The sequence below is a fragment of the Streptomyces sp. NPDC005302 genome (assembly GCF_040607345.1).
In the GTDB taxonomy this organism is placed as follows: domain Bacteria; phylum Actinomycetota; class Actinomycetes; order Streptomycetales; family Streptomycetaceae; genus Streptomyces.
The window spans coordinates 323,563-346,057 of record NZ_JBEXGN010000006.1; the positions used below are offsets into that span (position 1 = coordinate 323,563).

A 22,495-nucleotide genomic window follows, 5' to 3' on the forward strand; every position below is an offset into this window, starting at 1 on the left:
CTCGGATGGCTCGAACAGTGAGACGGATTGACGCGGAATGAGACGGCGGGGCGCAGGGGCCCGCCCAGGGCGTCAGGCGTCGGTGTCCGACCGGACCGGAGGAGGTACGGGCACGCCGAACCGGAGGGGTTCAGGGGCGCGGAATCGAAACGGGAGAAGAATGCGACGCACTCGCCGTGGGCGGGCGTCAGCTACAGAGGATGTCGGCCACGCAGAGCGCGGTCACGCCGATGAGCGCCAGCTCGATGGCGGCGCAGACGGAGGCGTGACGGGGCGACATGCGCCAAAATATGAACGAACTTTCGGCGGGTGTCAACGTGATCTTGGAGGCCCCCATCAACTCCCGGGATAGGCCCAGGGGTTGGCCCGGCAGTGGATTCCGTCGTGGTCGAGGAACTTGGTCTGCTGCTGCATGACCGGGGCGAGCTCGCCGTCCTTGTCGCAGGTGACGTGCCCGTATCCGAGCCGGTGGCCGACCTCGTGGTTGATCAGCATCTGCCGGTACGAGTGAATCTTGTCACCGTAGGTCGTGGAGCCCTGGGCCCAGCGGTACGCGTTGATCATGACGCGCTCGGTGGACGCCGAGTCGCACGAGACGTTGTCCTCGGTGGTGTCGAGGCCCGACTTGGCACACCACTCGGCGGTGGTCCCCGGGCTCGCCAGCGTGATGACGAAGTCCGGTTTGCCCGAACTGATCCGCTCGAAGGTACGGGCTCCGCCGTGCGCCCAGCTCCGGCGGTCGTTCAGCGTCTTCTGGACGGCCTCGGCGAAGAGGGCGCCGTCCAGGCCGAGCCCCTGCTCCACGTCGACGCGGTAGGAGTACTTGTGCCCCTTGCCGGGCGCCTTGGCGAACCCGGGCACCGCGGCGAACTTCCCCGACGCCTTGAGCTTCGCGCCGAGCGGGTAGGTCCTGGCCATCTTCTGGTCGTACGTCAGGGCCACCGCGGCCGTGCTCGGACGGCCCGCCTGGGTCGGCCTGCCGTCCCCGCGCGAGGCGGGATCCTGGGTCACCCGGCCGCCCGCGGCCGACTGGGTCCGGGTATCGGCGTCGTGCTCCCCGGTCGCGACCTGACCGGCGACGACGACGGCCAGCACGGTGGTCACGGCGGCGGCCGCGATCCCGGTGAACGCCCGCCCCTTGCCTCGGCCCTTCTCCTGTTCGCCGGCCCCCGGCAGCGGTGGCTCACCGGGCCCGCCGACGCCGTCGGCCTCCGTGTCCCACGACGTGACGGAGCCGTACGGGTCGTCGGTCCGGGGACCGGCCGTCCGGCCGGGACCCCCCGCGCGGGGTGCGAAGAGGTCGTCGTCCTCGTCCGTGGCGACGTCGAACGCGTCGACGTACGCCTGCCGAGGGGCGTTCGGGTGCTCCTGGCGCGGGCGCGGGACCATCGGCCCGGGAGGCACTCCCCGCGCGGGCGCGCCGGCCCTGGACTCCCCCCAGCCGCCGCCCTGTTCACGCTGCTCGGGGTGGCCGCCCCGCACCTGGGGCATCCCCTGGGCGGGCGTTCCGTCGGGAAGTCGGGGCGTGCCGTGGGCGGGTGTCCCGTCGAAGAGGCGCGGCACCCCGTGCGCGGGGGTGCCGTCCTGGAATCGCGGGACCCCGTGCGCCGGGGTCCCGTCCGCGTAACGCGGCACCCCACGCGCGGGGGTGCCGTCGAAGACCTGCGGGAATCCGTGGGCGGGAGTCGCGTCGGCACGCGGTGGCGCGCTGCGGGGCGGGGCCGCGCTCGCGGGCGGGTAGGGCCCGAGGGCGCCGGGACGGGGCGCCGGCGCTCGACGGATCCGGTCAGGGCCCGGCTCCGGTGACGGCTCCGCCTCGGGAACCGCTCGCGTCCGCGAGGGCTCCGTCCTGTCGGCCCGCCCCCGACGACTGTGTCGTCCCACTTCCCGCCTCAGCTCTCCGCGCCGGTTGCCGCCTCGGAGGTCAACTCTCCCTGGTCCGCGAGGAGTTCACGGAAGGCCGTGGCCACCGTCTGTGGATACTCCATCATGGCGACGTGCCCCGCGTCCGGCAGAGTCAGCAGCCGGGAGTCGCGGAAGGCACGGGCCGCGCGCTGGGCCATACGGTAGCCGACGAGCTGGTCGCGGCCGCCATAGACCAGCAGGGTCGGAGCGAGCACGCGCTCGGCCTGCCGCCACAGTCCGTGCTGGCCGCCCAGCGTGTACGCGTTGACGATCCCGCGCGCGGAACGCGCCATCGCGTCCCAGAAGTAGGGCAGGGCGAGCCGCCGCTCCATCTCGTCGACCGCGTCGCGGAACCCCTCGGGGGTCACGATGGTGGGATCGCCGTAGCAGAGGGCCGTCACTCCGCGCACGCGCCTCTCGGCGCTCCACTCCCTGGTCAGGCGGGTGAACAGACCGGCCACCCCGGGCACCGCGAGCAACGCGGTGGGCCACGCGCTGCGCTGCGCGCGGATCTCCGGCAGGGCGGGCGAGACGAGTGTCAGTGTGCGGACGAGGTCCGGCCGGACGGCGGCCACACGCGTCGAGACGGCACCGCCGAGCGAGTTGCCGAAGAGGTGGACCGGTCCGCGTCCGGACGCGTCGAGATAGCGGATGACGGCGCGCGCGTGTCCGGTGACCGAGTAGTCGCCGTCGTCGGGCGGCGGCGAGTCGCCGAAGCCCGGGAGGTCGAGGGCCTCGCCGTCGACGAGTCCGTCGAGCAGCGACATCAGCGCCGACCAGTTCTGCGAGGAGCCGCCCAGGCCGTGCACGTACAGGGCCGGCGGGAGGCCCTTGCGGGCCGGGGGCCTCGACCGGACGGTCAGCGTGACCCCGGGAAGCCCGACCGACCGCAGCCGCTCGCCCTCCGCGACCCTGACGGCACCGACCCTGGGCGTGACGGTGGAGGCCAGCGCGGACGGGAGTTCGGTCGAAGACATGCCGCAATGTTACGAGACGATCACGCCGGGGCTCATGTGTTCGCCGTCACAGATCGCGAGCGGATCGCATAGCGCCTCGATCGCGTGTCTCCTAGGCTTCGAACGAGGGCACTCGTAGGTACGCCAGGAGCGCACTCGTACCGTTCGGGAAGAGGAACCATGACAGTCGACCCGACAGACCCCGCACCGTTCGACGATCAGTTCCGGGAGATCCTCGACGTGGAGGCCCCGGAGGCGGACGCCGCCGAACAGGCCAGCGAGCTGGATCCCGACGAGGACGTGGACCCGGAACCCCCGGGGGATCCCCTCAGCGCCGACGAGGCGGACCGCGCCGAGCAGGCCCGGGTCGTCCGGCTGAACGAGGACGACTACAGGTGACACGACACCGCTGATCAGGGCCGTAGCGGGAGGCGGGCGCCCAGCTCGTCCCCTTCGGTCCCCTGTGCGCCACCGCCGTCGGCGTCCGGTCCGTGAAATTCTGCGCTCGCACCGCACACAGCACGGTTACCGAAAAGTACGATGGCGACGCGGCGCACACCGCAGTGGACAATTTTGGGAGGCGGCGTGACAGCCATCGAGCAGACAGAGGCAGCACGCCCGCGGGGCACTCGCCTGCCGCGCCGTGCCCGACGCAACCAGCTCCTCGGCGCCGCCCAGGAAGTCTTCGTTGCGCAGGGGTATCACTCGGCCGCCATGGACGACATCGCCGAGCGCGCGGGCGTCAGCAAGCCGGTCCTCTACCAGCACTTCCCGGGAAAGCTCGATCTGTACCTCGCCCTGCTGGACCAGCACTGCGAGTCCCTGCTCCAGGCGGTCCGCACCGCGCTCGCGTCGACCTCGGACAACAGCCTGCGCGTCCGCGCCACGATGGACGCCTACTTCGCGTACGTCGAGGACGACGGCGGCGCCTTCCGGCTGGTCTTCGAGTCGGACCTGACCAACGAGCCCGCGGTCCGCGAGCGCGTCGACAAGGTGACGCACGAGTGCGCCGAGGCGATCTGCGACGTCATCGCGGAGGACACCGGCCTCTCGCGCGCCGAGTCGATGCTCCTCGCGTCCGGGCTGGGCGGCCTGGCACAGGTCGTGGCCCGTTCCTGGCTGCACAGCGACCGCAGTGTCCCGCGCGACCAGGCGGTGCAGCTGCTGACCTCGCTCGCCTGGCGCGGCATCGCGGGTTTCCCGCTGCACGGCATCGACAGCCACTGAGCGGGCACGGCACCGATCATCACGGAGCACACGGAAGCGGCCGGGGGGTGCATCCCCCGGCCGCTTCTTTGTTCCCGTCCCCTGTTCGCTCCTGGCGTTCCCGGGCGGAGCGTGTACGTCCCCTCACCGGGCTAATGTGTGCTGCGTACGGCGCGTACGAACGCGCACATGACTGACCGTCGGAGGGACAAAGCCGTGGAGGTCAAGATCGGCGTGCAGCACGCGCCCCGCGAGATCGTTCTGGAGAGCGGTCAGACCCCGGAAGAGGTCGAGCGCGCGGTGTCGGAGGCGCTGGCCGGCAAGTCGCAGCTGCTCAGCCTCGTGGACGACCACGGCCGCAAGGTCCTGGTTCCGGCCGACCGCCTGGCCTACGTGGAGCTCGGCGAGCCCACGCAGCGCAAGGTCGGATTCAGCGCTCTGTAAGAGGTTCGCAGAGCGGCACGGAGGTACACGAAGGGTCCGGTGGCGAGGTCACCGGACCCTTCGCGTGCATTCCGCCCCGCGCGAACTCCTCCACAGATGGAGCACAGTTCGAGCACAGGGGAGGGTTGCGTTCCGCACGCCACGGGTAGGACCGGCTACGACCGATTTGCACCGGCCGTGAGGGAGGGACACCCCATCATGTTCTTGGAAGCGCTCGGCTCCGCGCTGCTGGGTCTGGCTCTGGCGTGGGCGGCCTCGTACCGCCTGCCCCACCGTCTGCCGGCCCGCAGCCTGGTTCTGTCGACGGGAGTGGCGGGAGGCCTTTTCGGGGCCTTCCTGACGCACACCGCGCTCGGCTCCGGCCACTTCCTCGTGATCCTCGCCGGAGCGGTCGCCGTCTCCGCGGCGCTGCTCTCGCTGCTGCTCCGGCCGGAGGAGCGTTTTCGCCGACGCTCGGCGACCGCCTAGTCCGTTCCGCGGGATCCGCGGCAGGTTCCCGGCTCTCCGTTCACGCGGGCGCCACGGCGAACGCGACAGGGAGCGGCAACCGCGCGGATAGCCGCCGCGGCAGCCGTCCGCAGCACCCGGGACGGGTCCGTGGCCCAGGAGGCCAGGACCTGTCCACGTGCCGGTCCTAGGCTGCCAGTCCCAGCGCCGCCATCCGCTTGGTGTGCGCCTCGGTGATGCGGGAGAACATCCGGCCGACCTCCGCGAGGTCGAACCCGTCCGCCACGCCGCCCACGAGCATCGTCGACAGGGCGTCGCGGTCGGCGACCACACGCTGCGACTGCGACAGGGCCTCGCCCATCAGCCGTCGCGCCCACAGCGCGAGCCGGCCGCCCACGCGCGGGTCGGCGTCGATCGCGGCGCGCACCTTCTCGATGGCGAAGCTCGCGTGACCGGTGTCGTCGAGGACGCCGAGGACCAGCCCGCGGGTGTCCGAGTCGAGGCGGGCGGCGACCTCTCGGTAGAAGTCGCTGGCGATCGAGTCGCCGACGTACGCCTTGACGAGACCCTCCAGCCAGTCCGAGGGAGCCGTCTGCTTGTGGAAGCCGTCGAGGGCGGCGACGAAGGGGTCCATGGCCTGTCCGGCGTCGGCGCCGATCGCGGAGAGCCGGTTCGACAGCTGCTCGAAGTGGTGGAACTCGGCCGACGCCATCTTCGCCAGCTCCGCCTTGTCGCTCAGCGTGGGCGCCAGCTTGGCGTCCTCCGCGAGCCGCTCGAACGCCGCCAGCTCGCCGTACGCGAGCGCTCCGAGCAGGTCCACCACTGCGGCGCGGTACTGCGGGTCGACGGAGGCCGTGTCCCAGTTCTGCGCGGCGACTCCGGTGGCCGTCGGAGCGGTGACTGCGGGGGCGTCGGCGGACTTCTCAGCGGCGTTGTCGGGCGTCGTCATGAAGCGCACAATAGCCCTCTCACCGCACGGGGGAAGTCCCTGGTCAACCAGTGTGACGACGACTACGTGACCAAACCGGCCATCGCATATGCGCGATTCCGGGGTATGGTGGTAATGCGCCCGGCGAGTACGTGTCGGGCCGCACGAATGAGGATGCCCGGTCGGTGGCCCGATCGGCTCCGACCCGACAGCCCTCCTCGTCGGTACGGCACCTTGCGTACGACATACGGAGGGAACCCTCAGCGGCACGAGAGCTCGAGCGTCGGCAGTGGTCCCATGCCACTCGGCCCGCCCCTCACAGAGCGGCCGACGTCCCCGGCACGGTCCCGTCACGACCCCCGCGCTCGCCTCGTACCGCGTACACAGAAGAGGCAGCACCCTGACTACGACTTTCCGAGAGCTCGGAATCCTTCCCGAGACGGCCGAAGCCCTTGAGGCCGTCGGCATCATCAACCCCTTCCCCATCCAGGCGATGACGCTCCCGGTGGCCCTTTCCGGCTCCGACGTCATCGGCCAGGCCAAGACCGGCACCGGCAAGACGCTGGGCTTCGGCCTCCCGCTCCTGGAGCGCGTCACCGTCCCCGCGGACGTCGAGGCGGGCCGGGCGACGCCCGAGCAGCTGACCGACGCCCCGCAGGCCCTCGTGGTCGTCCCGACGCGTGAGCTGTGCACCCAGGTGACCAACGACCTGCTGACCGCCGGCAAGGTCCGCAACGTACGCGTCCTCGCCATCTACGGCGGCCGCGCCTACGAGCCCCAGGTGGAGGCCCTGAAGAAGGGCGTCGACGTCATCGTCGGCACCCCGGGCCGTCTGCTGGACCTCGCGGGCCAGAAGAAGCTCAACCTCGGCCACATCAGGGCGCTCGTCCTGGACGAGGCCGACGAGATGCTCGACCTGGGCTTCCTGCCCGACGTCGAGAAGATCATGAACATGCTGCCGGCCCGCCGTCAGACGATGCTGTTCTCGGCGACCATGCCGGGCGCGGTCATCGGACTCGCGCGCCGCTACATGTCGCAGCCCACGCACATCCGCGCCTCGGAGCCGGACGATGTCGGCGCGACGGTCGCGAACACGAAGCAGTTCGTCTACCGCGCCCACAACATGGACAAGCCGGAGATGGTCTCGCGGATCCTGCAGGCCGACGGCCGCGGTCTCGCAATGGTCTTCTGCCGCACCAAGCGCACGGCGGCCGACCTCGCCGACCAGCTCCAGCAGCGCGGTTTCGCGTCCGGCGCGGTCCACGGCGACCTCGGCCAGGGCGCCCGCGAGCAGGCGCTGCGCGCCTTCCGCAACGGCAAGGTCGACGTGCTGGTCTGCACCGACGTCGCCGCCCGCGGCATCGACGTCGAGGGCGTGACCCACGTCATCAACTACCAGTCCCCCGAAGACGAGAAGACGTACCTGCACCGCATCGGCCGCACCGGCCGCGCGGGCGCCAAGGGCATCGCGATCACCCTCGTCGACTGGGACGACATCCCGCGCTGGCAGCTGATCAACAAGGCGCTGGACCTCGGTTTCCCGGCCCCGCCGGAGACCTACTCGACCTCTCCTCACTTCTTCGAGGAGCTGAGCATCCCGGCCGGCACCAAGGGTGTGCTGCCGCGTTCCGAGCGCACCCGCGCGGGTCTCGCGGCCGAAGTGGTCGAGGACCTGGGCGAGACCGGTGGCCGTGGCGGTCCGCGTGGCCGCGGTGGCCGTTCGGCCGCGCCGGCGCCCACCACCGAGCGCGAGCACGACCGTTCGGACCGCACTCCGCGCCGCCGGCGCCGTACGCGCAACGGCGAGCCGTCCGCGGCGCCCACCGCGGCCCCCGAGGGCACCACGGAGGCTCCCGCGTCGGAAGGGGCCACCGAGCCCCGGACGCCGCGCCGCCGCCGTCGTACGCGCGGTGGATCGGGCTCCGAGCAGGTGGCCGCCACGGCCGCTCCGGTGGCCGAGGCCGCGGTGACCGCCGTGGCGACGGCCGAGGGCGTCACCGACGAGGCGGCCAAGCCGCGCCGTCGCCGGGCCCGCAGGACCGCTGAGAGCATCGAGGCGATCGAGAACGCCGAGGCCGCGGTGACCGCGGCCGAGGCCGTGGTCGAGAACGTCGCCGCCGAGGTCGTCGCGGACGCCGTCGAGGCGCCGGCCAAGCCGGCCCGCCGTCGGACCCGCAAGGCCGCCGAGGCGGCGCCCGCCACCGAGACGGTCGTCGAGACCGCCGAGGTGACCGAAGCGCCGGCCAAGCCGGCCACCCGCCGCCGGACCCGCAAGGCCGCGGAGGCCGTCGTCGACACCGTCGAGGCCGCCGCAACCGAGGTCGCCGAGGCGGTCGCCGAGACCAAGCCGCGGCGCACCCGCGCCAAGGCCGCGAGCACCGACGCGGACACGACCGAGGCCGCCGAGACGGCCGAGGCCAAGCCTGTCCGCCGACGCACCCGCAAGGCCGTCGCCGACGCCGAGATCCCGGCCCAGGCCACGGACGACGCGGAGGCCAAGCCGGCCACCCGCCGCCGCACCCGCAAGGCAGCGGAGGCCGTCGTCGACACCGTCGAGGCCGCCGCAACCGAGGTCGCCGAGGCGGTCGCCGAGACCAAGCCGCGGCGCACCCGCGCCAAGGCCGCGAGCACCGACGCGGACACGACCGAGGCCGCCGAGACGGCCGAGGCCAAGCCCGTCCGCCGACGCACCCGCAAGGCCGTCGCCGACGCCGAGATCCCGGCCCAGGCCACGGACGACGCGGAGGCCAAGCCGGCCACCCGCCGCCGCACCCGCAAGGCGGTCGCCACGGAGCCCTCGGAGAGCTGATCTCCTGCCCGACGGCCCGGTCCCACCCCACGGTGGGACCGGGCCGTCGGCGTCTCCGGCCACGGACGGGGCCCGGTCCGGGCGTGGGCCGCCTCGCGGCACCGCGCCCGGACCGGGTGCCCCTCACCTCCCCGGGCGGCCTTCACCTGCGCCCTATAGCCTCCTGTGCATGAGCAGGCCCCACACGTTCGTCCCGCCCGCAGGTGTCCGCGCATACGCCCTGGCGACCGCGCGCGGTGAGTTCGCCGTGCTCGACGCGGCGGCCGACGGCCCGCTGAAGGGGACCGCGCTGCTGCTGCCCGGGTTCACCGGCAGCAAGGAGGACTTCATCGCGCTGCACGCGCCGCTCTCCGCGGCGGGCTACCGGACGGTGGCAGTCGACGGGCGCGGACAGTACGAGACCAGCGGGCCACGGGACGACGAAACTCCCTACGCGCAGGACGAGTTGGCGCGGGACGTCCTCGCGCAGGCCGCAGCGGTCGGCGCCCCCCTCCACCTGCTGGGGCACTCTCTGGGCGGTCACATCGCCCGGGCGGCGGTGCTGCTCGACCCGTCGCCGTTCCTCTCGCTGACCCTCATGGCCTCCGGCCCCGCGCAGGTCTCCACGCCCCAGCAGCAGCGCGTGAAGCTGTTGCGGGACGCGCTCGCCGTGATGGGCATGGACGAGGTGTGGGAGGCGATCCGGGCGATGGAGCCGCCCGAGGAGACCGACACCGGCGGGCTCGACGCGGGGCTCGACGACCTCGCCGCCCTGCGCCGCCGCTGGCTCGCCAACAGCCCGGCCCAGCTCGTCGCCACGGGCCGCCAGCTCTGCACGGAGCCCGACCGCGTCGCCGAACTGGCCGCCCTGTCGCTGCCCCGGCACGTGGTGTCCGGCGAGCACGACGACGCCTGGCCGGTGCACCTCCTGGACGAGATGGCCGTACGGCTCGACGCCCGGCGCACGGTCGTGGAAGGCGCGGAGCACTCCCCCAACACGGATCAGCCGCTGGAGACCGCCCGCGCCCTGGCCACCTTCTGGGACGCGACGCACGACCGACCGGACGCGACGCACGCCTGACCGAGGTCCGTGCCCGTACCGCGCGCCCGGACCCGTCTAGTACTGCGCCTGAAGGTGCTCCCAGAAGCCGTCCCGCAGGGCGCGGCGCAGGTCCGACTGTCCGCGCAACGAGTACTGGAGCAGCCCCTCGGCCTCGACCAGCAGATCCTGGTCGACCGATCCGGGGAGGTAGGGATGACCGGGCAGCAGGTCCACGAGGGACTCCCGGCCTCGCGCGGCGAGCCACTTCGCGGCGATCTGGGCGCCCACGAAACGCACGTCGTCCCGGCTGGGCCGCGCCGCAGCCGTCGGGTCGTACGACTGGGCGGTCCGGCGCGCCACGTACGGCTTGAAGAAGTCGAGGTCGAACGTGCGCTGGCTGTCGACCTCCCAGAGCAGCGGCTCCGCCTGGTTGCGGCCCTCGGGTGCCTCGATGCCCCAGAGGTGGACCCGGGCCCCGTACCCCTGCGCCGCCTCGACCGCGGAGACCAGGTCCTCGTCGCCGCCGAGCAGGGCCGCGTCACTGATGGCTCGGTGCCGGGCGAGGGATTCCAGGTCGGACCTGATGAGTGAATCGACGCCCTTCTGCTGGTTGTTGGCGTTCAGGTTGCCCAACCGGACCTTCACGTCCGGGAGTTCGGCGATCGACTGCTGCTCCGAGGTGTGGATGCGGCGCCGGGCGCCGTCGTACCAGTAGACGCGGAGCAGCCGGCTGTCGGCGAAGATCGTGCGGGCCCGGTCGATGAGTGCCTCGATGAGGCCCTCGGTGTCCAGGTCGAACGAGCGGCGGTCCTCGGTCCCGGCGACGAGCCGTCCCGCCGCCGCGTACAGATAGCCGGCGTCGACGAAGATCGCGTGCGTGGAGGGAGTCTTCGCCACCTCGGCGAGCATGCGCTGGAGCAGCTCGTTCGTGCGGTCGATGCGGGCGGCGAGCGCCGCGTGGTCGTCGTTCATCACGTCCATTGTCCTGGCGGTCACGCTGCGAACACAACCGGCGGCGGTCAGTCTCCGCCACCTTACTTACCACTCAGTAATTAGGTTCTCGAAAAATTTCCTTAGCGTAGGGAATGTTTGTAACAAGCATCCCGTTGGATACACACAGAGGCCGGGGCAGAGATGCCGCGGCCCCGCCATACAAGTAGTTCTCCTCAGGAGGATGACCAGACGAAGGGAGAAGCCCATGCGCTTCGAAATCATGCGACTCGACGATGTCGACGGAACCCCCGTGGACAGCACTGTCGTGGATGCCGCCTCCGTCAACAGGATCGTTCAGCAGGCCGCCGCCATCGGACAGCGCCTGTGGATCCGCCCCGCCGATTCGACCGCTTCGTAATACTTCCCGTAGTGCGAGGACGCGACCGATGGCGCCGAGATGCGGCGCTGCGGACCGCGGCCGTCTATTGATGTAGAGACTTCAGAACCCCGTACGGCACCTATGCCGTACGGGGTTCTGCGCGTCCGGGGTTCCGCGTGTCCGGGAGGCGGAGGGTCAGCTCCCCTGGATCACCTGGGTGACGCCGTTGATGATCTGCTGCACCGCGATCGCGGAGAGCATCATGCCCGCGAGCCGGGTCACGAGCACCACGCCGCCGTCCTTGATGACACGGATGATCAGCAGCGAGTACCGCATCACGATCCACAGGACGACATGGATGGCGAGGATCGCGGTCCACACCGAGACCTGGGTGGCGACCGTGTCGGCCTTCTGCACCGCGAGGATCACGGACACGATCGCTCCGGGCCCGGCGAGCAGCGGCATGCCGAGGGGGACGAGGGCGACGTTGACGTCCTTGGTCTGCTTCGGCTCGTCGGTCTTGCCGGTCAGCAGGTCGAGCGCGATGAGCAGGAGCAGCAGTCCGCCCGCGATCATCAGCGCGGGTACGGAGACGTGCAGGTAGTTCAGGATCTGGTGGCCGAGGAGCCCGAAGACGGTGATGACACCGCCGGCGACGCAGACGGCCTGGAAGGCCATCCGCCGCTGCACCTTGGCGGGGCGCCCCGCGGTGAGCGCCAGGAAGATCGGGGTGATCCCGGGGGGATCCATGATGACGAAGAGCGTGAGGAACAGGGAGCCGAAGACGGCGACGTCGAACATGGTGAGGAAGAGCCTTGCGGGTGGTGAGCGGGGGCGGACGGATGTTCCGTCCGCCGGGGTGGGCGGGCGTCCCGCGGGCGGGACGGGACCGTGCTCGTACGGGCCGCGTACGAGCACAGGGCGGCTGGACCGGACCGGGCACCGGAGGTCTGTGCGCCTCGACGGCACGAGACCGGCCGGAGGGCCGGGCGTGCGGCGGGGCGGCACGGACCGTCGGGACCCGACGGGGAGCCTCGGGGGAAGGACCGTCCGGTACGGCGGATGCGCCGCACCGGCGGGGATCCGGATCACTCCGGCCGCGCGTCGGCGACCGGTGGCGGGCGGGTGTCGGCCCGCCGCTACGGACCCGGAGCCGGGCGTCCGGGGTCAGGCTCCGCCGGCGCCCGGGACGGGGAACGCCCCGGTGGAGCGGCGGGTGATCTCTCCGTAGACCTCGGGGTCGGTGGTGAACTCGCCGAGCACGCAGGTCTTGCGGCTGCCGTGGTAGTCGGACGAGCCGGTGGTGAGCAGCCCCAGTTCGGCGGCCAGGCCGCGCAGCCGGGCGCGGGTGGACGGCTCGTGGTCCATGTGGTCGACCTCGATGCCGTCGAGGCCGGCCGTGGCGAGTTCGGCGATCACCGGCTCGGGCACCGTGCGGCCCCGCTTGGCGGCCGCGGGGTGCGCGAAGACCGTGACGCCTCCCGCTCCCTTGACGAGCCGGATCGCCTCGAAGGGGTCGGTCTCGTGCTTGGGGACGTAGGCGCGGCCGCCGTCGGCGAGCCACTCCTCGGTGAAGGCGTCGGAGACGGTGTCGACCACGCCCAGTTCGACGAGCGCGGAGGCGATGTGCGGGCGGCCGACGGACCCGTCGCCCGCGATGCGCGCCACCTGCTCCCAGCTGATCGGCACGCCCACGTCCCGGAGCCTGGCGATCATGGCCTGGGCGCGCGGCACCCGGTCGTCCCGCACGAGTTCGCGCTCGGCGAGCAGGGCGGGCTCCGCGGGATCGAAGAGGTAGGCCAGCATGTGGATGCTGATGCCGTCGACGCGGCAGGAGAGTTCGGCGCCGGTGACGAGGGTGAGCCCCTCGGGCAGCGCGGCGACGGCCTCGGCGTATCCGCGGGTGGTGTCGTGGTCGGTCAGCGCGACGACGTCCAGTCCGGCGGCGGCGGCGTTGCGCACCAGCTCGGCCGGGGTGTCCGTGCCGTCGGACGCGGTGGAGTGGGCGTGCAGGTCGATGCGCACTACGCGGGCTCCAAGCGGTGACGGGACGGACGGGGACGCTCAAGGATAACGGGATTCCGAGGCACTCCTGTCACACCCGAACCGCCCGAGTGCCCCCTACCGTCCCGGCCCGTGTTCCGGGCGGGAACAGGGCCCCAGACATCGCGGTCCGCAGCGGAAAGCCCTGGAGGCGGGCCCTAGGGCTCCAGGATCCGCGGGGACAGCGCCCCGCAGGGCAGCAGGTCGACCTCCGCGCCGGCGTCCCGCAGATCCGTCAGCACCAGTTCGTCGTACATCAGCAGCCCGGTCTGTTCGGGCCAGACGACGGCCCACAGCCACAGCCCGAGGGCCTCGCCCGCGAAGACGGCGCGGTCGTCGGGGGCGCTGGGCACGTGCCAGAGGGGGGTGGGGCGGCCGGCCGCCAGGACCTTGGCCTGCGGGGGCTTCTCGACGTTCATGTAGGGGCCGGGGTCCGGTCCGTCGACGCCCGCGTACCGGGCGCCGAGGCCGACGCCGAGTTCCTCCGCGACCAGGATCAGCTCACCCATGCCGCCGAGCGGTCCGGGGCCCGAGCAGGCGACGGCGGTGGCCCGGCCTCCGCTGCGGTCGTCCCCGGCGAAGGAGGCGCCGGTGAACAGCCAGCCGACGGGCAGCGGCCAGGGCATCCACACCGGCACCCGGGCGCGGTGCACGACCACACCGAGGGCCTCGACGCTGGGCGGGATCACGGGCTGCAGCGGATGCACCGTGCCGTGCACATCACACTGCCACGAGTCGGCAAAGAGGCCGGGAGCCCTGACCCGGCCACCACACTTCGGGCAACTGGGTTCGCCCCTCATAGGGTCCAACGGTCCTCCCCGTCCCCCGTCGCGTCAAGGACGATCACCCGTCCGGCGTGTGCCTGACACGGCAAAACTGCGTGTACCTTGCATTAATTAGCTCACCTAACTTATTATGTGTATTGCACAACGATCTGACGGCACGCAGTGAAGGAGCGGGCATGATCAGCAGCACGGAAGCCCCCGCCGAAGGGGACACGTTCGACGCGGGTGCGGGCGGCCTCCTGCGTCAGCCCAGGGCCGTCTGGGCGACCGCCGGCGCGTCCGTCGTCGCCTTCATGGGCATCGGGCTCGTCGACCCGATCCTGCCGTCCATCGCCAAGGGGCTCGACGCCACCCCGAGCCAGGTGTCGCTCCTCTTCACCTCGTACTTCCTGATCACCGCCGTCGCCATGCTGGTGACCGGCTTCGTCTCCAGCCGCATCGGCGGCAAGAAGACCCTGCTGCTCGGCCTCGCGCTCGTCGTGGTCTTCGCCGGACTCGCGGGCACCTCGGGGTCGGTCGGCGAACTGGTCGGCTTCCGGGCCGGCTGGGGCCTCGGCAACGCGCTGTTCGTCTCCACCGCCCTCGCCGTCATCGTCGGCGCCGCGGCAGGCGGCAGCGCGGCGGCGATCCTGCTCTACGAGTCCGCGCTCGGTCTCGGCATGGCCTGCGGCCCCCTGCTCGGCGCCCTGCTCGGTGACGCCAGCTGGCGCTACCCGTTCTTCGGCACCGCGTTCCTGATGGCGATCGGCTTCCTGTGCATCACGGTGTTCCTCAAGGAGCAGCCGAAGCCCGCGCGCAAGACCTCCCTGCTCGACCCGCTGCGCGCCCTCGGACACGGCGGTCTCGCCTCGGCGGCGACGTCGGCGTTCTTCTACAACTACACGTTCTTCACCGTGCTGGCCTTCACCCCGTTCGTGCTGAACATGACGCCCTACAAGTCGGGCGCGGTGTTCTTCTGCTGGGGGGTGCTGCTCGCGGTCTTCTCCGTCATCGTGGCGCCGCGCCTGCAGGCGCGGTTCGGCTCGCTCAAGGTGCTCGGCGGCTCGCTGGTGCTGCTCGCGGCCGACGTCCTGGCCCTCGGGTACGGCGACCACACCACCGCGATCGTCTGCACCGTCCTGTCCGGCGCCTTCATCGGCGTGAACAACACCGTCTACACGGAACTGGCCCTCGGGGTCTCCGACGCGCCGCGACCGGTGGCGAGCGCCGGCTACAACTTCGTGCGCTGGTTCGCGGCGGCCGCGGCGCCGTTCTTCGCTCCGAAGATCGAGGAGTGGACGAACATCCGCATCCCGTTCGTGGTGGCCGCCGTCACCGCGCTGCTGGGTGCCGTGGTGGTCCTCGTCCGGCGGCACGCCCTCACCCACCGGGCGCAGGAACTGGAGCCGGCCCACGCCACCGAGGACGGCGTCACCGTCTTCGCGAACTGATCCGGCCGGGCGGGTCCGGCCGGTACGGACCTATCCGGGACCGCCGACTCACTTGAGGAACAGGACAGTTGACGTCCTGTCAGCCTCCGGGATCAGTCGAGCGGAACGGACTTGCGCAGCGGATCGCGCAGGTCCGTTCCGCCGTTCAGCCAGCGCTCCTGAAGTGCCGCGGCGCCGTGCACGCGCTTCCAGGCCGCCTCGTTGGGGGTCATGGGGAGCAGCGGCAGGAACCGTACGGGGTCGGCCGGCTCGTCGAGCTCCAGGTCCTCCACCAGTCCGCCGGACTCCGCGACCAGGACGGAGGTGAACGGCGCGCCGGGCCACAGGGGCTCCCCCACGTCCAGGGAGGCACCGGGAGCCACGATCAGGCCCTCGACCTGCGGCGAGGCGGCGAGCACGGCCAGTGGGCGGAGCACCTTGTCGGTGTCGGCCCCGGCGGGGCGGACCGAGAGGATCAGCTCGGCGCGCGGGCCCTTCACCGGGTCGGCGAGCGCCTCGGTGGGGTCCGCCATCGGCCGGGCGGACATGCCGAGCGTGGCGTAGCGGACGACGTCGCCCTCCGTGAAGCGCACCACCTCGACGCGGTCGGTGCCGAGGAAGGTGACCGCGGCGCGCGCGTCGGGTTCGCCCAGCGCGGAGCGCAAACGGGCCTCGACCAGGGGAAGAACATCTGCCATGGGCCGAGCATAGGCGGGGCCGCCCACCAGGGCGGGCACCGCACCCCGTGGTCAACAACGCGCAAAGCGGCGTCTTGACACATGGGGGCGCTGATAGTCTTGGCCGCTGGTCGGAGCAGCTGGTATCGGACGCACCCCTCATGCCCTCATGGCGCTGCGGGAGTTGGCTCCGAAGGCTCCGACGCACTGAGACTGATCTGACTCCCCTTCGGAGGGAGACAGACTCCCCTTCGGGGGATGGCTCGTCCCTCACGGGGGACCGACCGGAGGAGGTGGGGCTGCAATGGATCGAAGTCGATCGTGCAGTACCACCCGCTCTTCCTGTCGCTGAGTCCGTAGCTGGTCCCGCTGGTTCTTCACTCCCGCCGGCCGCCGTCTCAGGCAATCGTGTGCATACGTGTCAGCGTTGCCCGGTGCACCACGGAAGAGCGCTTCGTTTCCGCCTGATCTGTCCGATCTGAACCCCTGATCTGTCCGATCTGAATCAGTAGCGAAGCTGCCACCGCGACGGTGCGGTGCTCCCCGCTTTGTGGACGTGCCAAACATCCGCAGTCAGGACGTCCCCATTCCGGGTAGTTCCAACCGTCGCAGGCCGCCTCCGTTGCGAAAAGGAGCCTGCCATGTCGATGATCCGTGACCTGCGCGCCGCGGTCCGCCCCCGTCCCACGCTGCGCAAGGACAGTGGCTCGTACGACACCACCCGTGACCCCGGGACCCCGTCGGCCGTGGTCGACTGCGCCGTCTACCGCGACGGTGCCCGCGTCGAGACGCGCACGCCGCTCACCCCGCACGAGGCGATGCGCCAGGTGCGCCGCGACGGCGGGTTCGTGTGGATCGGCCTGCACGAGCCCACCGAGGACGAATTCGCCGGTATCGCCCGGGAGTTCGGCCTGCACCCGCTGGCCGTCGAGGACGCCGTCCAGGCCCACCAGCGCCCCAAGCTGGAGCGCTACGACGACTCCCTGTTCACCGTGTTCAAGACCATCCACTACGTCGAGCACGACCGGCTCACCGCGACCAGCGAGATCGTCGAGACCGGTGAGGTGATGTGCTTCACCGGAGGGGACTTCTTCATCACCGTCCGGCACGGCGGGCAGGGCTCGCTGCGCGCGCTGCGGCACCGGCTCCAGGACGACCCCGAGCTGCTCTCCAAGGGCCCCTCGGCGGTGCTGCACGCGATCGCCGACCACGTCGTCGACGGGTACATCGCGGTCGCGGACGCCGTGCAGGACGACATCGACGAGGTCGAGACCGAGGTGTTCTCGCCCGGCCGCAAGGGCACCCCGCGCGGCACGGACGCCGGGCAGATCTACCAGCTCAAGCGCGAGGTGCTGGAGTTCAAGCGGGCGGTGTCGCCGCTGCTGCGCCCCATGCAGCTGCTGAGCGAGCGGCCGATGCGGCTCGTCGACCCCGACATCCAGAAGTACTTCCGTGACGTCGCCGACCACCTCGCGCGCGTCCAGGAGCAGGTCCTCGGCTTCGACGAACTGCTCAACTCGATCCTCCAGGCCAACCTCGCGCAGGCGTCCGTCGCGCAGAACGAGGACATGCGCAAGATCACCTCCTGGGCGGCGATCATCGCCGTACCGACGATGGTCTGTGGTGTGTACGGGATGAACTTCGAGCACATGCCCGAGCTGCACTGGCGTTACGGCTACCCCGTCGTCATGGCCGTCACCGTCGGGCTCTGCCTCTCCATCCACCGGATCCTGAAGCGCAACGGCTGGCTCTAGGAACGCCTCGATAGGCTGAGCCCCATGACGCACGAGCTGCTCGACCGGGCCCTCATCGAGGAGGCCACCAAGAAGTCCGGGCTGATCTGGGTGCGCGGCGGCGGCCTGCCGGCGCATCCCGGTCCGGGCGACGAGGTGCCCACCCGTCCGCTCTGGCACGTGTGGGCCGACGGGGCCGCCTTCCTGATCGGCGACGGCCCGGGCGAGCAGCCGCTGCCCGGCCTGGCCGACGGGGGCGACGCGGTCGTCACCGTACGCAGCAAGGACAAGGGCGGCCGGCTCGTCTCCTGGTCCGCCCGCGTCACCGAACTCACCGCGGGCACCCCGGAGTGGGAGGCCGCCGTCGGCGAGCTCAAGGGCAAACGGCTGAACGCGCCCGACGGCGAGGCCATGCCCGAGCGCTGGGCCCGCGAGTGCCGGCTCGTCCGCCTGGAGCCGACCGGCGCGACCGCCGGTCTCCCCGACGGATCGCTCGCACAGCGCCCGGTGCCGACCTCGGCGACCACCCGGCAGGAGATCCCCGCGGCCCTCCCGCGCCTCCTGCTGAAGCGCCGCAAGCGCCGCTGACGGACCCGGGAGCGGGACCGGGCACCGACTACGAGGTGGGCAGCTGCTGCCCGTAGTCGACCGTCTCCTTCTCCGAGGGCTCCTCCAGCGTGAAGTGCTTGCCCCAGTCGGTCAGCCGGAGCGTGCCGGCGTTGCCCGCGCGGACCAGCAGCAGGGGGTACGGGGTCCCTTTCAGCGAGACGTCCAGGGTGCCGCCCGAGCCCTTGTCGCCGGTGATGCGGATGGTGCGGATTCCGGACTGCTCGTGGTGGCCGTCCGTGGCGAGCGTGCCGTGCAGGCCGAGCAGCCCGTCGAGCAGGACGTCCTTGTCGGTGAAGCCGCTGAACCGCTTGTACGCGGGGTCGCCGGTCGGCACCTTCACGTACATGCCCTCCAGCTTGTCGGCCGCGGCCGTGTCTCCCGACGTGTCGCCTTTCTTGCCGTCCTGGTGCGCCCAGAACTGCGCGTCGGCCTTGAGGAAGAGGTGCTCGCCGACGCGCAGCAGCCGGAAACTGGCGCCCTTGGAGGTGACCGAGCCGGTGCCGCCGTCGGACGTGAGGCGCATGTCGAGGGTGTACGTCGTCCCGTTGGACACGACGGTCCCGGACAGCCGTACCGTCTTCGCGTCCTCGGCGGCCTTCTTCGTCTTCGCCTGGATGGTGGCGGCGGGCAGTTTGCCGACCCCGTTCGTGCCCGCGTCCGGGTCCTCGCTTCCGCACCCCGTCAGCCCCGCCATGCCTGTCACGGCCAGGGCGCACACCGCGCTCGCCAGGGCGATTCTGCGGATACGGCCCGGGGAAATTGCAGTCACAGGTGGGGCTGCCTTTCGTGCGCGGTGCTGGGCGGCGTACGGCAGCGTACCGGTGCCGCGGGCGCCCGGCGGAGGCAGTCCGTCCGGACCGCCCACCAGGGCGTATCCGACCGGGACGGGCTAGCCTGAAGCCCACCCGAGCGGACAGACCGGCACAGAACGCTTCGAAGCGAAGGAGGCGCGGGCATGGCCGCAGGTGCCCCCCGGATCTTCGTCTCGCACCTGGCCGGTGTCGCCGTCTTCGACCCGAACGGCGACCAGGTCGGCCGCGTGCGGGACCTCGTCGCCATGCTGCGCGTGGGCCGACGGCCGCCCAGGCTGCTCGGCCTGGTCGTCGAACTGTCCACGCGCCGCCGCATCTTCCTGCCCATGACCAGGGTGACCGGCATCGAGTCGGGCCAGGTCATCTCGACCGGGGTCCTGAACGTCCGCCGCTTCGAGCAACGGCCCACCGAACGGCTCATCTTCGGCGAACTTCTCGACCGGCTCGTGACCCTGGTCGAGACGGGCGAGGAGGTCACCGTCCTCGACGTGTCGATCCAGCAGCTCCCGGCCCGCCGCGACTGGGAGATCGACCGCGTCTTCGTGCGCAAGGGACGCACCGGCGGCGCCTTCCGGCGCGCCAAGGGCGAGACGCTGACCGTCGACTGGTCCGCCGTCACCGGCGTCGCGCTCGAGGAGGACGGGCAGGGCGCGGAGAGCCTGCTCGCCACCTTCGAGCAGCTGCGCCCCGCCGACCTCGCGAACGTCCTGCATCACCTGTCTCCGAAGCGGCGCGGCGAGGTGGCCGCCGCCCTCGACGACGACCGGCTCGCCGACGTGCTCGAAGAGCTGCCCGAGGACGACCAGATCGAGATCCTCGGCAAGCTCAAGGAGGAGCGCGCGGCCGACGTGCTGGAGGCCATGGACCCCGACGACGCCGCCGACCTGCTCGCCGAGCTGCCCGCCGAGGACGTGGAGCGGCTGCTCACGCTGATGCGGCCCGGCGACGCGGCCGACGTGCGCCGGCTGATGGCGTACGAGGAGCGGACGGCGGGTGGCCTGATGACCACCGAGCCGATCGTGCTGCGGCCCGACGCGACCGTCGCCGACGCGCTGGCCCGGGTCCGCAACCCCGACCTCTCCCCCGCGCTCGCCGCCCAGGTGTACGTCTGCCGCCCGCCGGACGAGACACCGACGGGCAAGTACCTGGGCGCCGTGCACTTCCAGCGGCTGCTGCGCGATCCGCCGTTCACCCTGGTCGGCTCGCTCGTCGACGACGATCTCCAGCCGCTCGCGCCGGAGGACGAACTGCCCGTGGTCGCCGGGTTCTTCGCCACGTACGACATGGTCGCGGCGCCCGTCGTCGACGAGAGCGGCTCACTGCTGGGCGCGGTGACCGTGGACGACGTGCTGGACCACATGCTGCCCGACGACTGGCGGGAGACGGAGTTCCACCTCGACGAGAGCGTCCCCGAGGACGTGCACCTCGCCGTCCGCGACGACGAGCCGGAGGACGGCGCCCGCACCGTGGACGGCCGGGCGGACACGGACCCCGGAGCGGGGCCGGGCGGCGGTACCGGCGGGGGACGCCATGGGCACTGACCGCGAGACCCGGGAGCGGTCCGCCACCGGGGCCACCGCCGCCCCCCGTCCCCGTGGCCGGCTCGACCAGCCGAAGCCGCCGCGGCGCCGGTTCCTGCCCGAGTGGGACCCCGAGGCCTTCGGACGGCTCTCGGAGCGCATCGCCCGCTTCCTCGGCACCGGACGGTTCATCGTCTGGATGACGATCGTCATCATCCTGTGGGTCGTGTGGAACATCTTCGCCCCGGGCGCCCTGCGCTTCGACAGCTACCCGTTCATCTTCCTGACCCTGATGCTGTCGCTCCAGGCCTCCTACGCCGCCCCGCTGATCCTGCTCGCGCAGAACCGGCAGGACGACCGCGACCGGGTCAACCTCGAACAGGACCGCAACCAGAACGAACGGTCCATCGCGGACACCGAGTACCTCACCCGTGAGATCGCCGCGCTGCGGATGGGCCTCGGCGAGGTCGCCACCCGTGACTGGATCCGCTCCGAGCTCCAGGACCTGGTCAAGGAGCTGGAGGAGCGGTACGCCGAGGGGTCCGGGGACGGCCGGGTCGTATTCCCGGCGGAACGGTCGCAGGGACGTGACGTAGACGACCGGTGACAGGGCTTTCCCGGGCCCATGGGGAGCGCCGTACCATCGTCCCTATGGCTACGGAAGACGCGGTGCGTGAAGCACTGGCGACGGTGAACGACCCCGAGATCAACCGACCCATCACCGAGCTGGGGATGGTCAAATCGGTGGAGATCGGCGCGGATGGCACGGTCGCGGTCGCCGTGTACCTGACGGTCTCCGGGTGCCCGATGCGGGACACGATCACCCAGCGCGTGACAGAGGCGGTCTCGGCGGTCGAGGGCGTGACCGCGGTCGAGGTCGAACTCGACGTGATGAGCGACGAACAGCGCCGCGAGCTGGCGACCGCGCTGAAGGGCGGCGCCGCCGAGCGCGAGGTGCCGTTCGCCAAGCCCGGCTCGCTGACCCGCGTCTACGCGGTCGCCTCCGGCAAGGGCGGCGTCGGCAAGTCCTCCGTCACCGTGAACCTGGCGGCGGCGATGGCGGCCGACGGCCTCAAGGTCGGTGTCGTGGACGCCGACATCTACGGCCACTCGGTGCCGCGCATGCTCGGCGCGGACGGCCGTCCGACCCAGGTCGAGAACATGATCATGCCGCCGTCCGCGCACGGCGTGAAGGTCATCTCCATCGGCATGTTCACCCCGGGCAACGCGCCGGTGGTGTGGCGCGGCCCGATGCTGCACCGCGCCCTCCAGCAGTTCCTGGCGGACGTGTACTGGGGCGACCTCGACGTTCTGCTCCTCGACCTCCCGCCGGGCACCGGCGACATCGCGATCTCCGTGGCCCAGCTCGTCCCGAACGCCGAGATCCTCGTCGTGACGACCCCTCAGCAGGCGGCGGCCGAGGTCGCCGAGCGTGCGGGCTCGATCGCGGTGCAGACCCACCAGAAGATCGTCGGTGTCGTCGAGAACATGTCGGGGCTGCCCTGCCCGCACTGCGACGAGATGGTCGACGTGTTCGGCACGGGCGGCGGCCAGTCGGTCGCCGACGGCCTGACCCGCACCACCGGCGCGACGGTCCCGGTCCTCGGCTCCATCCCGATCGACGTCCGCCTGCGCGAGGGCGGTGACGAGGGCAAGCCGGTGGTCCTGACCGACCCCGACTCCCCCGCCGGATCGGCCCTGCGCGCCATCGCGGGCAAGCTCGGCGGCCGTCAGCGCGGCCTGTCGGGCATGTCGCTGGGCATCACCCCGCGCAACAAGTTCTAGGGCCCTCGCAGGGATCCCGGTACGAAGGAGGGGGCGCCGTCCGCGTGGTCCGGCGCCCCCCCTTCGATCCGCCCGCCGGCGGTCGGCCGAAGCC

The 22,495-nt window shown here is 71.7% G+C and carries 23 protein-coding genes; 13 read left to right on the plus strand and 10 right to left on the minus strand.

The genetic code is table 11. From position 1 onward, the window contains the following. Positions 1–187: 187 nt before the first annotated feature. From ABZT74_RS12110 to ABZT74_RS12120, 3 genes are read right to left on the minus strand one after another with little or no spacing between them, the layout of a single operon-like run. On the minus strand, positions 188–280 hold the full coding sequence (locus ABZT74_RS12110) for an Ms4533A family Cys-rich leader peptide (protein ID WP_355864967.1): 93 nt from the start codon (positions 278–280) through the stop codon (positions 188–190). 56 nt (positions 281–336) lie between these two features. After that, entirely contained in the window at positions 337–1,884 is a 1,548-nt protein-coding gene (locus ABZT74_RS12115; RefSeq protein ID WP_356434375.1) for a DUF3152 domain-containing protein, read from the minus strand. An 8-nt stretch (positions 1,885–1,892) separates the two neighbouring features. Next, positions 1,893–2,882, minus strand: coding sequence for an alpha/beta hydrolase (locus ABZT74_RS12120; protein WP_355864973.1), 990 nt, complete (start codon positions 2,880–2,882; stop codon positions 1,893–1,895). Positions 2,883–3,041: 159 nt separating this feature from the next. Between ABZT74_RS12120 and ABZT74_RS12125 the strand changes: the two genes are divergently transcribed. From ABZT74_RS12125 to ABZT74_RS12140, 4 genes are all read left to right on the plus strand, one after another. Beyond that, the gene (locus ABZT74_RS12125) at positions 3,042–3,260 is read left to right on the plus strand and encodes a hypothetical protein (RefSeq protein ID WP_356166442.1); all 219 of its coding nucleotides are present in this window, start codon (positions 3,042–3,044) and stop codon (positions 3,258–3,260) included. A 186-nt stretch (positions 3,261–3,446) separates the two neighbouring features. Beyond that, positions 3,447–4,088: a TetR/AcrR family transcriptional regulator gene (locus tag ABZT74_RS12130; RefSeq protein ID WP_355864978.1), complete on the plus strand. Its 642-nt coding sequence runs from the start codon at positions 3,447–3,449 to the stop codon at positions 4,086–4,088. 195 nt (positions 4,089–4,283) lie between these two features. After that, on the plus strand, positions 4,284–4,511 hold the full coding sequence (locus tag ABZT74_RS12135) for a DUF3107 domain-containing protein (RefSeq protein ID WP_028801993.1): 228 nt from the start codon (positions 4,284–4,286) through the stop codon (positions 4,509–4,511). 198 nt (positions 4,512–4,709) lie between these two features. Next, positions 4,710–4,979: a hypothetical protein gene (locus ABZT74_RS12140; RefSeq protein ID WP_081219276.1), complete on the plus strand. Its 270-nt coding sequence runs from the start codon at positions 4,710–4,712 to the stop codon at positions 4,977–4,979. Positions 4,980–5,145: 166 nt separating this feature from the next. On the opposite strand, the gene ABZT74_RS12145 is transcribed toward ABZT74_RS12140, so the two are convergent. Then, the gene (locus tag ABZT74_RS12145; protein WP_356178206.1) at positions 5,146–5,907 is read right to left on the minus strand and encodes a ferritin-like fold-containing protein; all 762 of its coding nucleotides are present in this window, start codon (positions 5,905–5,907) and stop codon (positions 5,146–5,148) included. A gap of 472 nt (positions 5,908–6,379) precedes the next feature. On the opposite strand from ABZT74_RS12145, the gene ABZT74_RS12150 reads away from it, so the two are divergent. After that, on the plus strand, positions 6,380–8,695 hold the full coding sequence (locus ABZT74_RS12150) for a DEAD/DEAH box helicase (RefSeq protein ID WP_356434378.1): 2,316 nt from the start codon (positions 6,380–6,382) through the stop codon (positions 8,693–8,695). A gap of 169 nt (positions 8,696–8,864) precedes the next feature. After that, complete coding sequence (locus tag ABZT74_RS12155) at positions 8,865–9,755, plus strand: alpha/beta fold hydrolase (RefSeq protein ID WP_356178203.1); 891 nt, start codon at positions 8,865–8,867, stop codon at positions 9,753–9,755. A 36-nt stretch (positions 9,756–9,791) separates the two neighbouring features. On the opposite strand, the gene ABZT74_RS12160 is transcribed toward ABZT74_RS12155, so the two are convergent. Continuing rightward, complete coding sequence (locus tag ABZT74_RS12160) at positions 9,792–10,688, minus strand: NYN domain-containing protein (RefSeq protein WP_356178200.1); 897 nt, start codon at positions 10,686–10,688, stop codon at positions 9,792–9,794. Positions 10,689–10,914: 226 nt separating this feature from the next. On the opposite strand from ABZT74_RS12160, the gene ABZT74_RS12165 reads away from it, so the two are divergent. Then, positions 10,915–11,067 carry a hypothetical protein gene (locus ABZT74_RS12165; protein WP_106983652.1) on the plus strand — a complete coding sequence of 51 codons (153 nt, stop codon included), beginning with the start codon at positions 10,915–10,917 and terminating at the stop codon, positions 11,065–11,067. Positions 11,068–11,223: 156 nt separating this feature from the next. On the opposite strand, the gene ABZT74_RS12170 is transcribed toward ABZT74_RS12165, so the two are convergent. The 3 genes from ABZT74_RS12170 to ABZT74_RS12180 all read right to left on the minus strand — a co-directional run bounded on the left by ABZT74_RS12170 (position 11,224) and on the right by ABZT74_RS12180 (position 13,871). Then, positions 11,224–11,829, minus strand: coding sequence for a MarC family protein (locus tag ABZT74_RS12170; protein WP_164371912.1), 606 nt, complete (start codon positions 11,827–11,829; stop codon positions 11,224–11,226). 366 nt (positions 11,830–12,195) lie between these two features. After that, positions 12,196–13,053, minus strand: coding sequence for a PHP domain-containing protein (locus tag ABZT74_RS12175; protein ID WP_356178197.1), 858 nt, complete (start codon positions 13,051–13,053; stop codon positions 12,196–12,198). Between the two features lie 176 nt (positions 13,054–13,229). Further along, on the minus strand, positions 13,230–13,871 hold the full coding sequence (locus ABZT74_RS12180; protein WP_355864996.1) for a DUF6758 family protein: 642 nt from the start codon (positions 13,869–13,871) through the stop codon (positions 13,230–13,232). Between the two features lie 161 nt (positions 13,872–14,032). On the opposite strand from ABZT74_RS12180, the gene ABZT74_RS12185 reads away from it, so the two are divergent. Further along, positions 14,033–15,286, plus strand: a complete 1,254-nt coding sequence (locus tag ABZT74_RS12185) for an MFS transporter (protein WP_356178195.1) — start codon at positions 14,033–14,035, stop codon at positions 15,284–15,286. 92 nt (positions 15,287–15,378) lie between these two features. Here the strand turns inward: ABZT74_RS12185 and ABZT74_RS12190 are convergent, their stop codons facing one another. Next, positions 15,379–15,963, minus strand: a complete 585-nt coding sequence (locus ABZT74_RS12190; protein ID WP_356178192.1) for a suppressor of fused domain protein — start codon at positions 15,961–15,963, stop codon at positions 15,379–15,381. 620 nt (positions 15,964–16,583) lie between these two features. Between ABZT74_RS12190 and ABZT74_RS12195 the strand changes: the two genes are divergently transcribed. Then, positions 16,584–17,696: a magnesium and cobalt transport protein CorA gene (locus ABZT74_RS12195; protein ID WP_355865005.1), complete on the plus strand. Its 1,113-nt coding sequence runs from the start codon at positions 16,584–16,586 to the stop codon at positions 17,694–17,696. A gap of 24 nt (positions 17,697–17,720) precedes the next feature. After that, entirely contained in the window at positions 17,721–18,263 is a 543-nt protein-coding gene (locus ABZT74_RS12200; RefSeq protein WP_356434382.1) for a hypothetical protein, read from the plus strand. Positions 18,264–18,291: 28 nt separating this feature from the next. On the opposite strand, the gene ABZT74_RS12205 is transcribed toward ABZT74_RS12200, so the two are convergent. Next, positions 18,292–19,053 (minus strand): hypothetical protein, encoded by a 762-nt coding sequence (locus tag ABZT74_RS12205; RefSeq protein WP_356434385.1) that lies wholly within the window; start codon positions 19,051–19,053, stop codon positions 18,292–18,294. A gap of 186 nt (positions 19,054–19,239) precedes the next feature. On the opposite strand from ABZT74_RS12205, the gene ABZT74_RS12210 reads away from it, so the two are divergent. From ABZT74_RS12210 to ABZT74_RS12220, 3 genes are read left to right on the plus strand one after another with little or no spacing between them, the layout of a single operon-like run. Further along, positions 19,240–20,637: a CBS domain-containing protein gene (locus ABZT74_RS12210; protein ID WP_356178183.1), complete on the plus strand. Its 1,398-nt coding sequence runs from the start codon at positions 19,240–19,242 to the stop codon at positions 20,635–20,637. Beyond that, positions 20,627–21,223 carry a DUF1003 domain-containing protein gene (locus tag ABZT74_RS12215; RefSeq protein WP_355865017.1) on the plus strand — a complete coding sequence of 199 codons (597 nt, stop codon included), beginning with the start codon at positions 20,627–20,629 and terminating at the stop codon, positions 21,221–21,223. Before ABZT74_RS12210 ends, ABZT74_RS12215 begins: the two co-directional genes overlap by 11 nt. A gap of 44 nt (positions 21,224–21,267) precedes the next feature. After that, positions 21,268–22,401, plus strand: coding sequence for an Mrp/NBP35 family ATP-binding protein (locus tag ABZT74_RS12220; RefSeq protein WP_355865020.1), 1,134 nt, complete (start codon positions 21,268–21,270; stop codon positions 22,399–22,401). Positions 22,402–22,495 lie beyond the last annotated feature (94 nt).

What these genes read in the sequence shown, in the direction of transcription:
- ABZT74_RS12195 (WP_355865005.1), top strand. Translation starts at nt 16,584, where the DNA reads ATGTCGATGATCCGTGACCTGCGCGCCGCGGTCCGCCCCCGTCCCACG.
- ABZT74_RS12190 (WP_356178192.1), bottom strand. Translation starts at nt 15,963, where the DNA reads ATGGCAGATGTTCTTCCCCTGGTCGAGGCCCGTTTGCGCTCCGCGCTG.
- ABZT74_RS12125 (WP_356166442.1), top strand. Translation starts at nt 3,042, where the DNA reads ATGACAGTCGACCCGACAGACCCCGCACCGTTCGACGATCAGTTCCGG.
- ABZT74_RS12165 (WP_106983652.1), top strand. Translation starts at nt 10,915, where the DNA reads ATGCGCTTCGAAATCATGCGACTCGACGATGTCGACGGAACCCCCGTG.
- ABZT74_RS12155 (WP_356178203.1), top strand. Translation starts at nt 8,865, where the DNA reads ATGAGCAGGCCCCACACGTTCGTCCCGCCCGCAGGTGTCCGCGCATAC.
- ABZT74_RS12180 (WP_355864996.1), bottom strand. Translation starts at nt 13,871, where the DNA reads ATGAGGGGCGAACCCAGTTGCCCGAAGTGTGGTGGCCGGGTCAGGGCT.
- ABZT74_RS12170 (WP_164371912.1), bottom strand. Translation starts at nt 11,829, where the DNA reads ATGTTCGACGTCGCCGTCTTCGGCTCCCTGTTCCTCACGCTCTTCGTC.
- ABZT74_RS12220 (WP_355865020.1), top strand. Translation starts at nt 21,268, where the DNA reads ATGGCTACGGAAGACGCGGTGCGTGAAGCACTGGCGACGGTGAACGAC.
- ABZT74_RS12140 (WP_081219276.1), top strand. Translation starts at nt 4,710, where the DNA reads ATGTTCTTGGAAGCGCTCGGCTCCGCGCTGCTGGGTCTGGCTCTGGCG.
- ABZT74_RS12200 (WP_356434382.1), top strand. Translation starts at nt 17,721, where the DNA reads ATGACGCACGAGCTGCTCGACCGGGCCCTCATCGAGGAGGCCACCAAG.
- ABZT74_RS12215 (WP_355865017.1), top strand. Translation starts at nt 20,627, where the DNA reads ATGGGCACTGACCGCGAGACCCGGGAGCGGTCCGCCACCGGGGCCACC.
- ABZT74_RS12160 (WP_356178200.1), bottom strand. Translation starts at nt 10,688, where the DNA reads ATGAACGACGACCACGCGGCGCTCGCCGCCCGCATCGACCGCACGAAC.
- ABZT74_RS12120 (WP_355864973.1), bottom strand. Translation starts at nt 2,882, where the DNA reads ATGTCTTCGACCGAACTCCCGTCCGCGCTGGCCTCCACCGTCACGCCC.
- ABZT74_RS12145 (WP_356178206.1), bottom strand. Translation starts at nt 5,907, where the DNA reads ATGACGACGCCCGACAACGCCGCTGAGAAGTCCGCCGACGCCCCCGCA.
- ABZT74_RS12150 (WP_356434378.1), top strand. Translation starts at nt 6,380, where the DNA reads ATGACGCTCCCGGTGGCCCTTTCCGGCTCCGACGTCATCGGCCAGGCC.
- ABZT74_RS12110 (WP_355864967.1), bottom strand. Translation starts at nt 280, where the DNA reads ATGTCGCCCCGTCACGCCTCCGTCTGCGCCGCCATCGAGCTGGCGCTC.
- ABZT74_RS12185 (WP_356178195.1), top strand. Translation starts at nt 14,033, where the DNA reads ATGATCAGCAGCACGGAAGCCCCCGCCGAAGGGGACACGTTCGACGCG.
- ABZT74_RS12210 (WP_356178183.1), top strand. Translation starts at nt 19,240, where the DNA reads ATGGCCGCAGGTGCCCCCCGGATCTTCGTCTCGCACCTGGCCGGTGTC.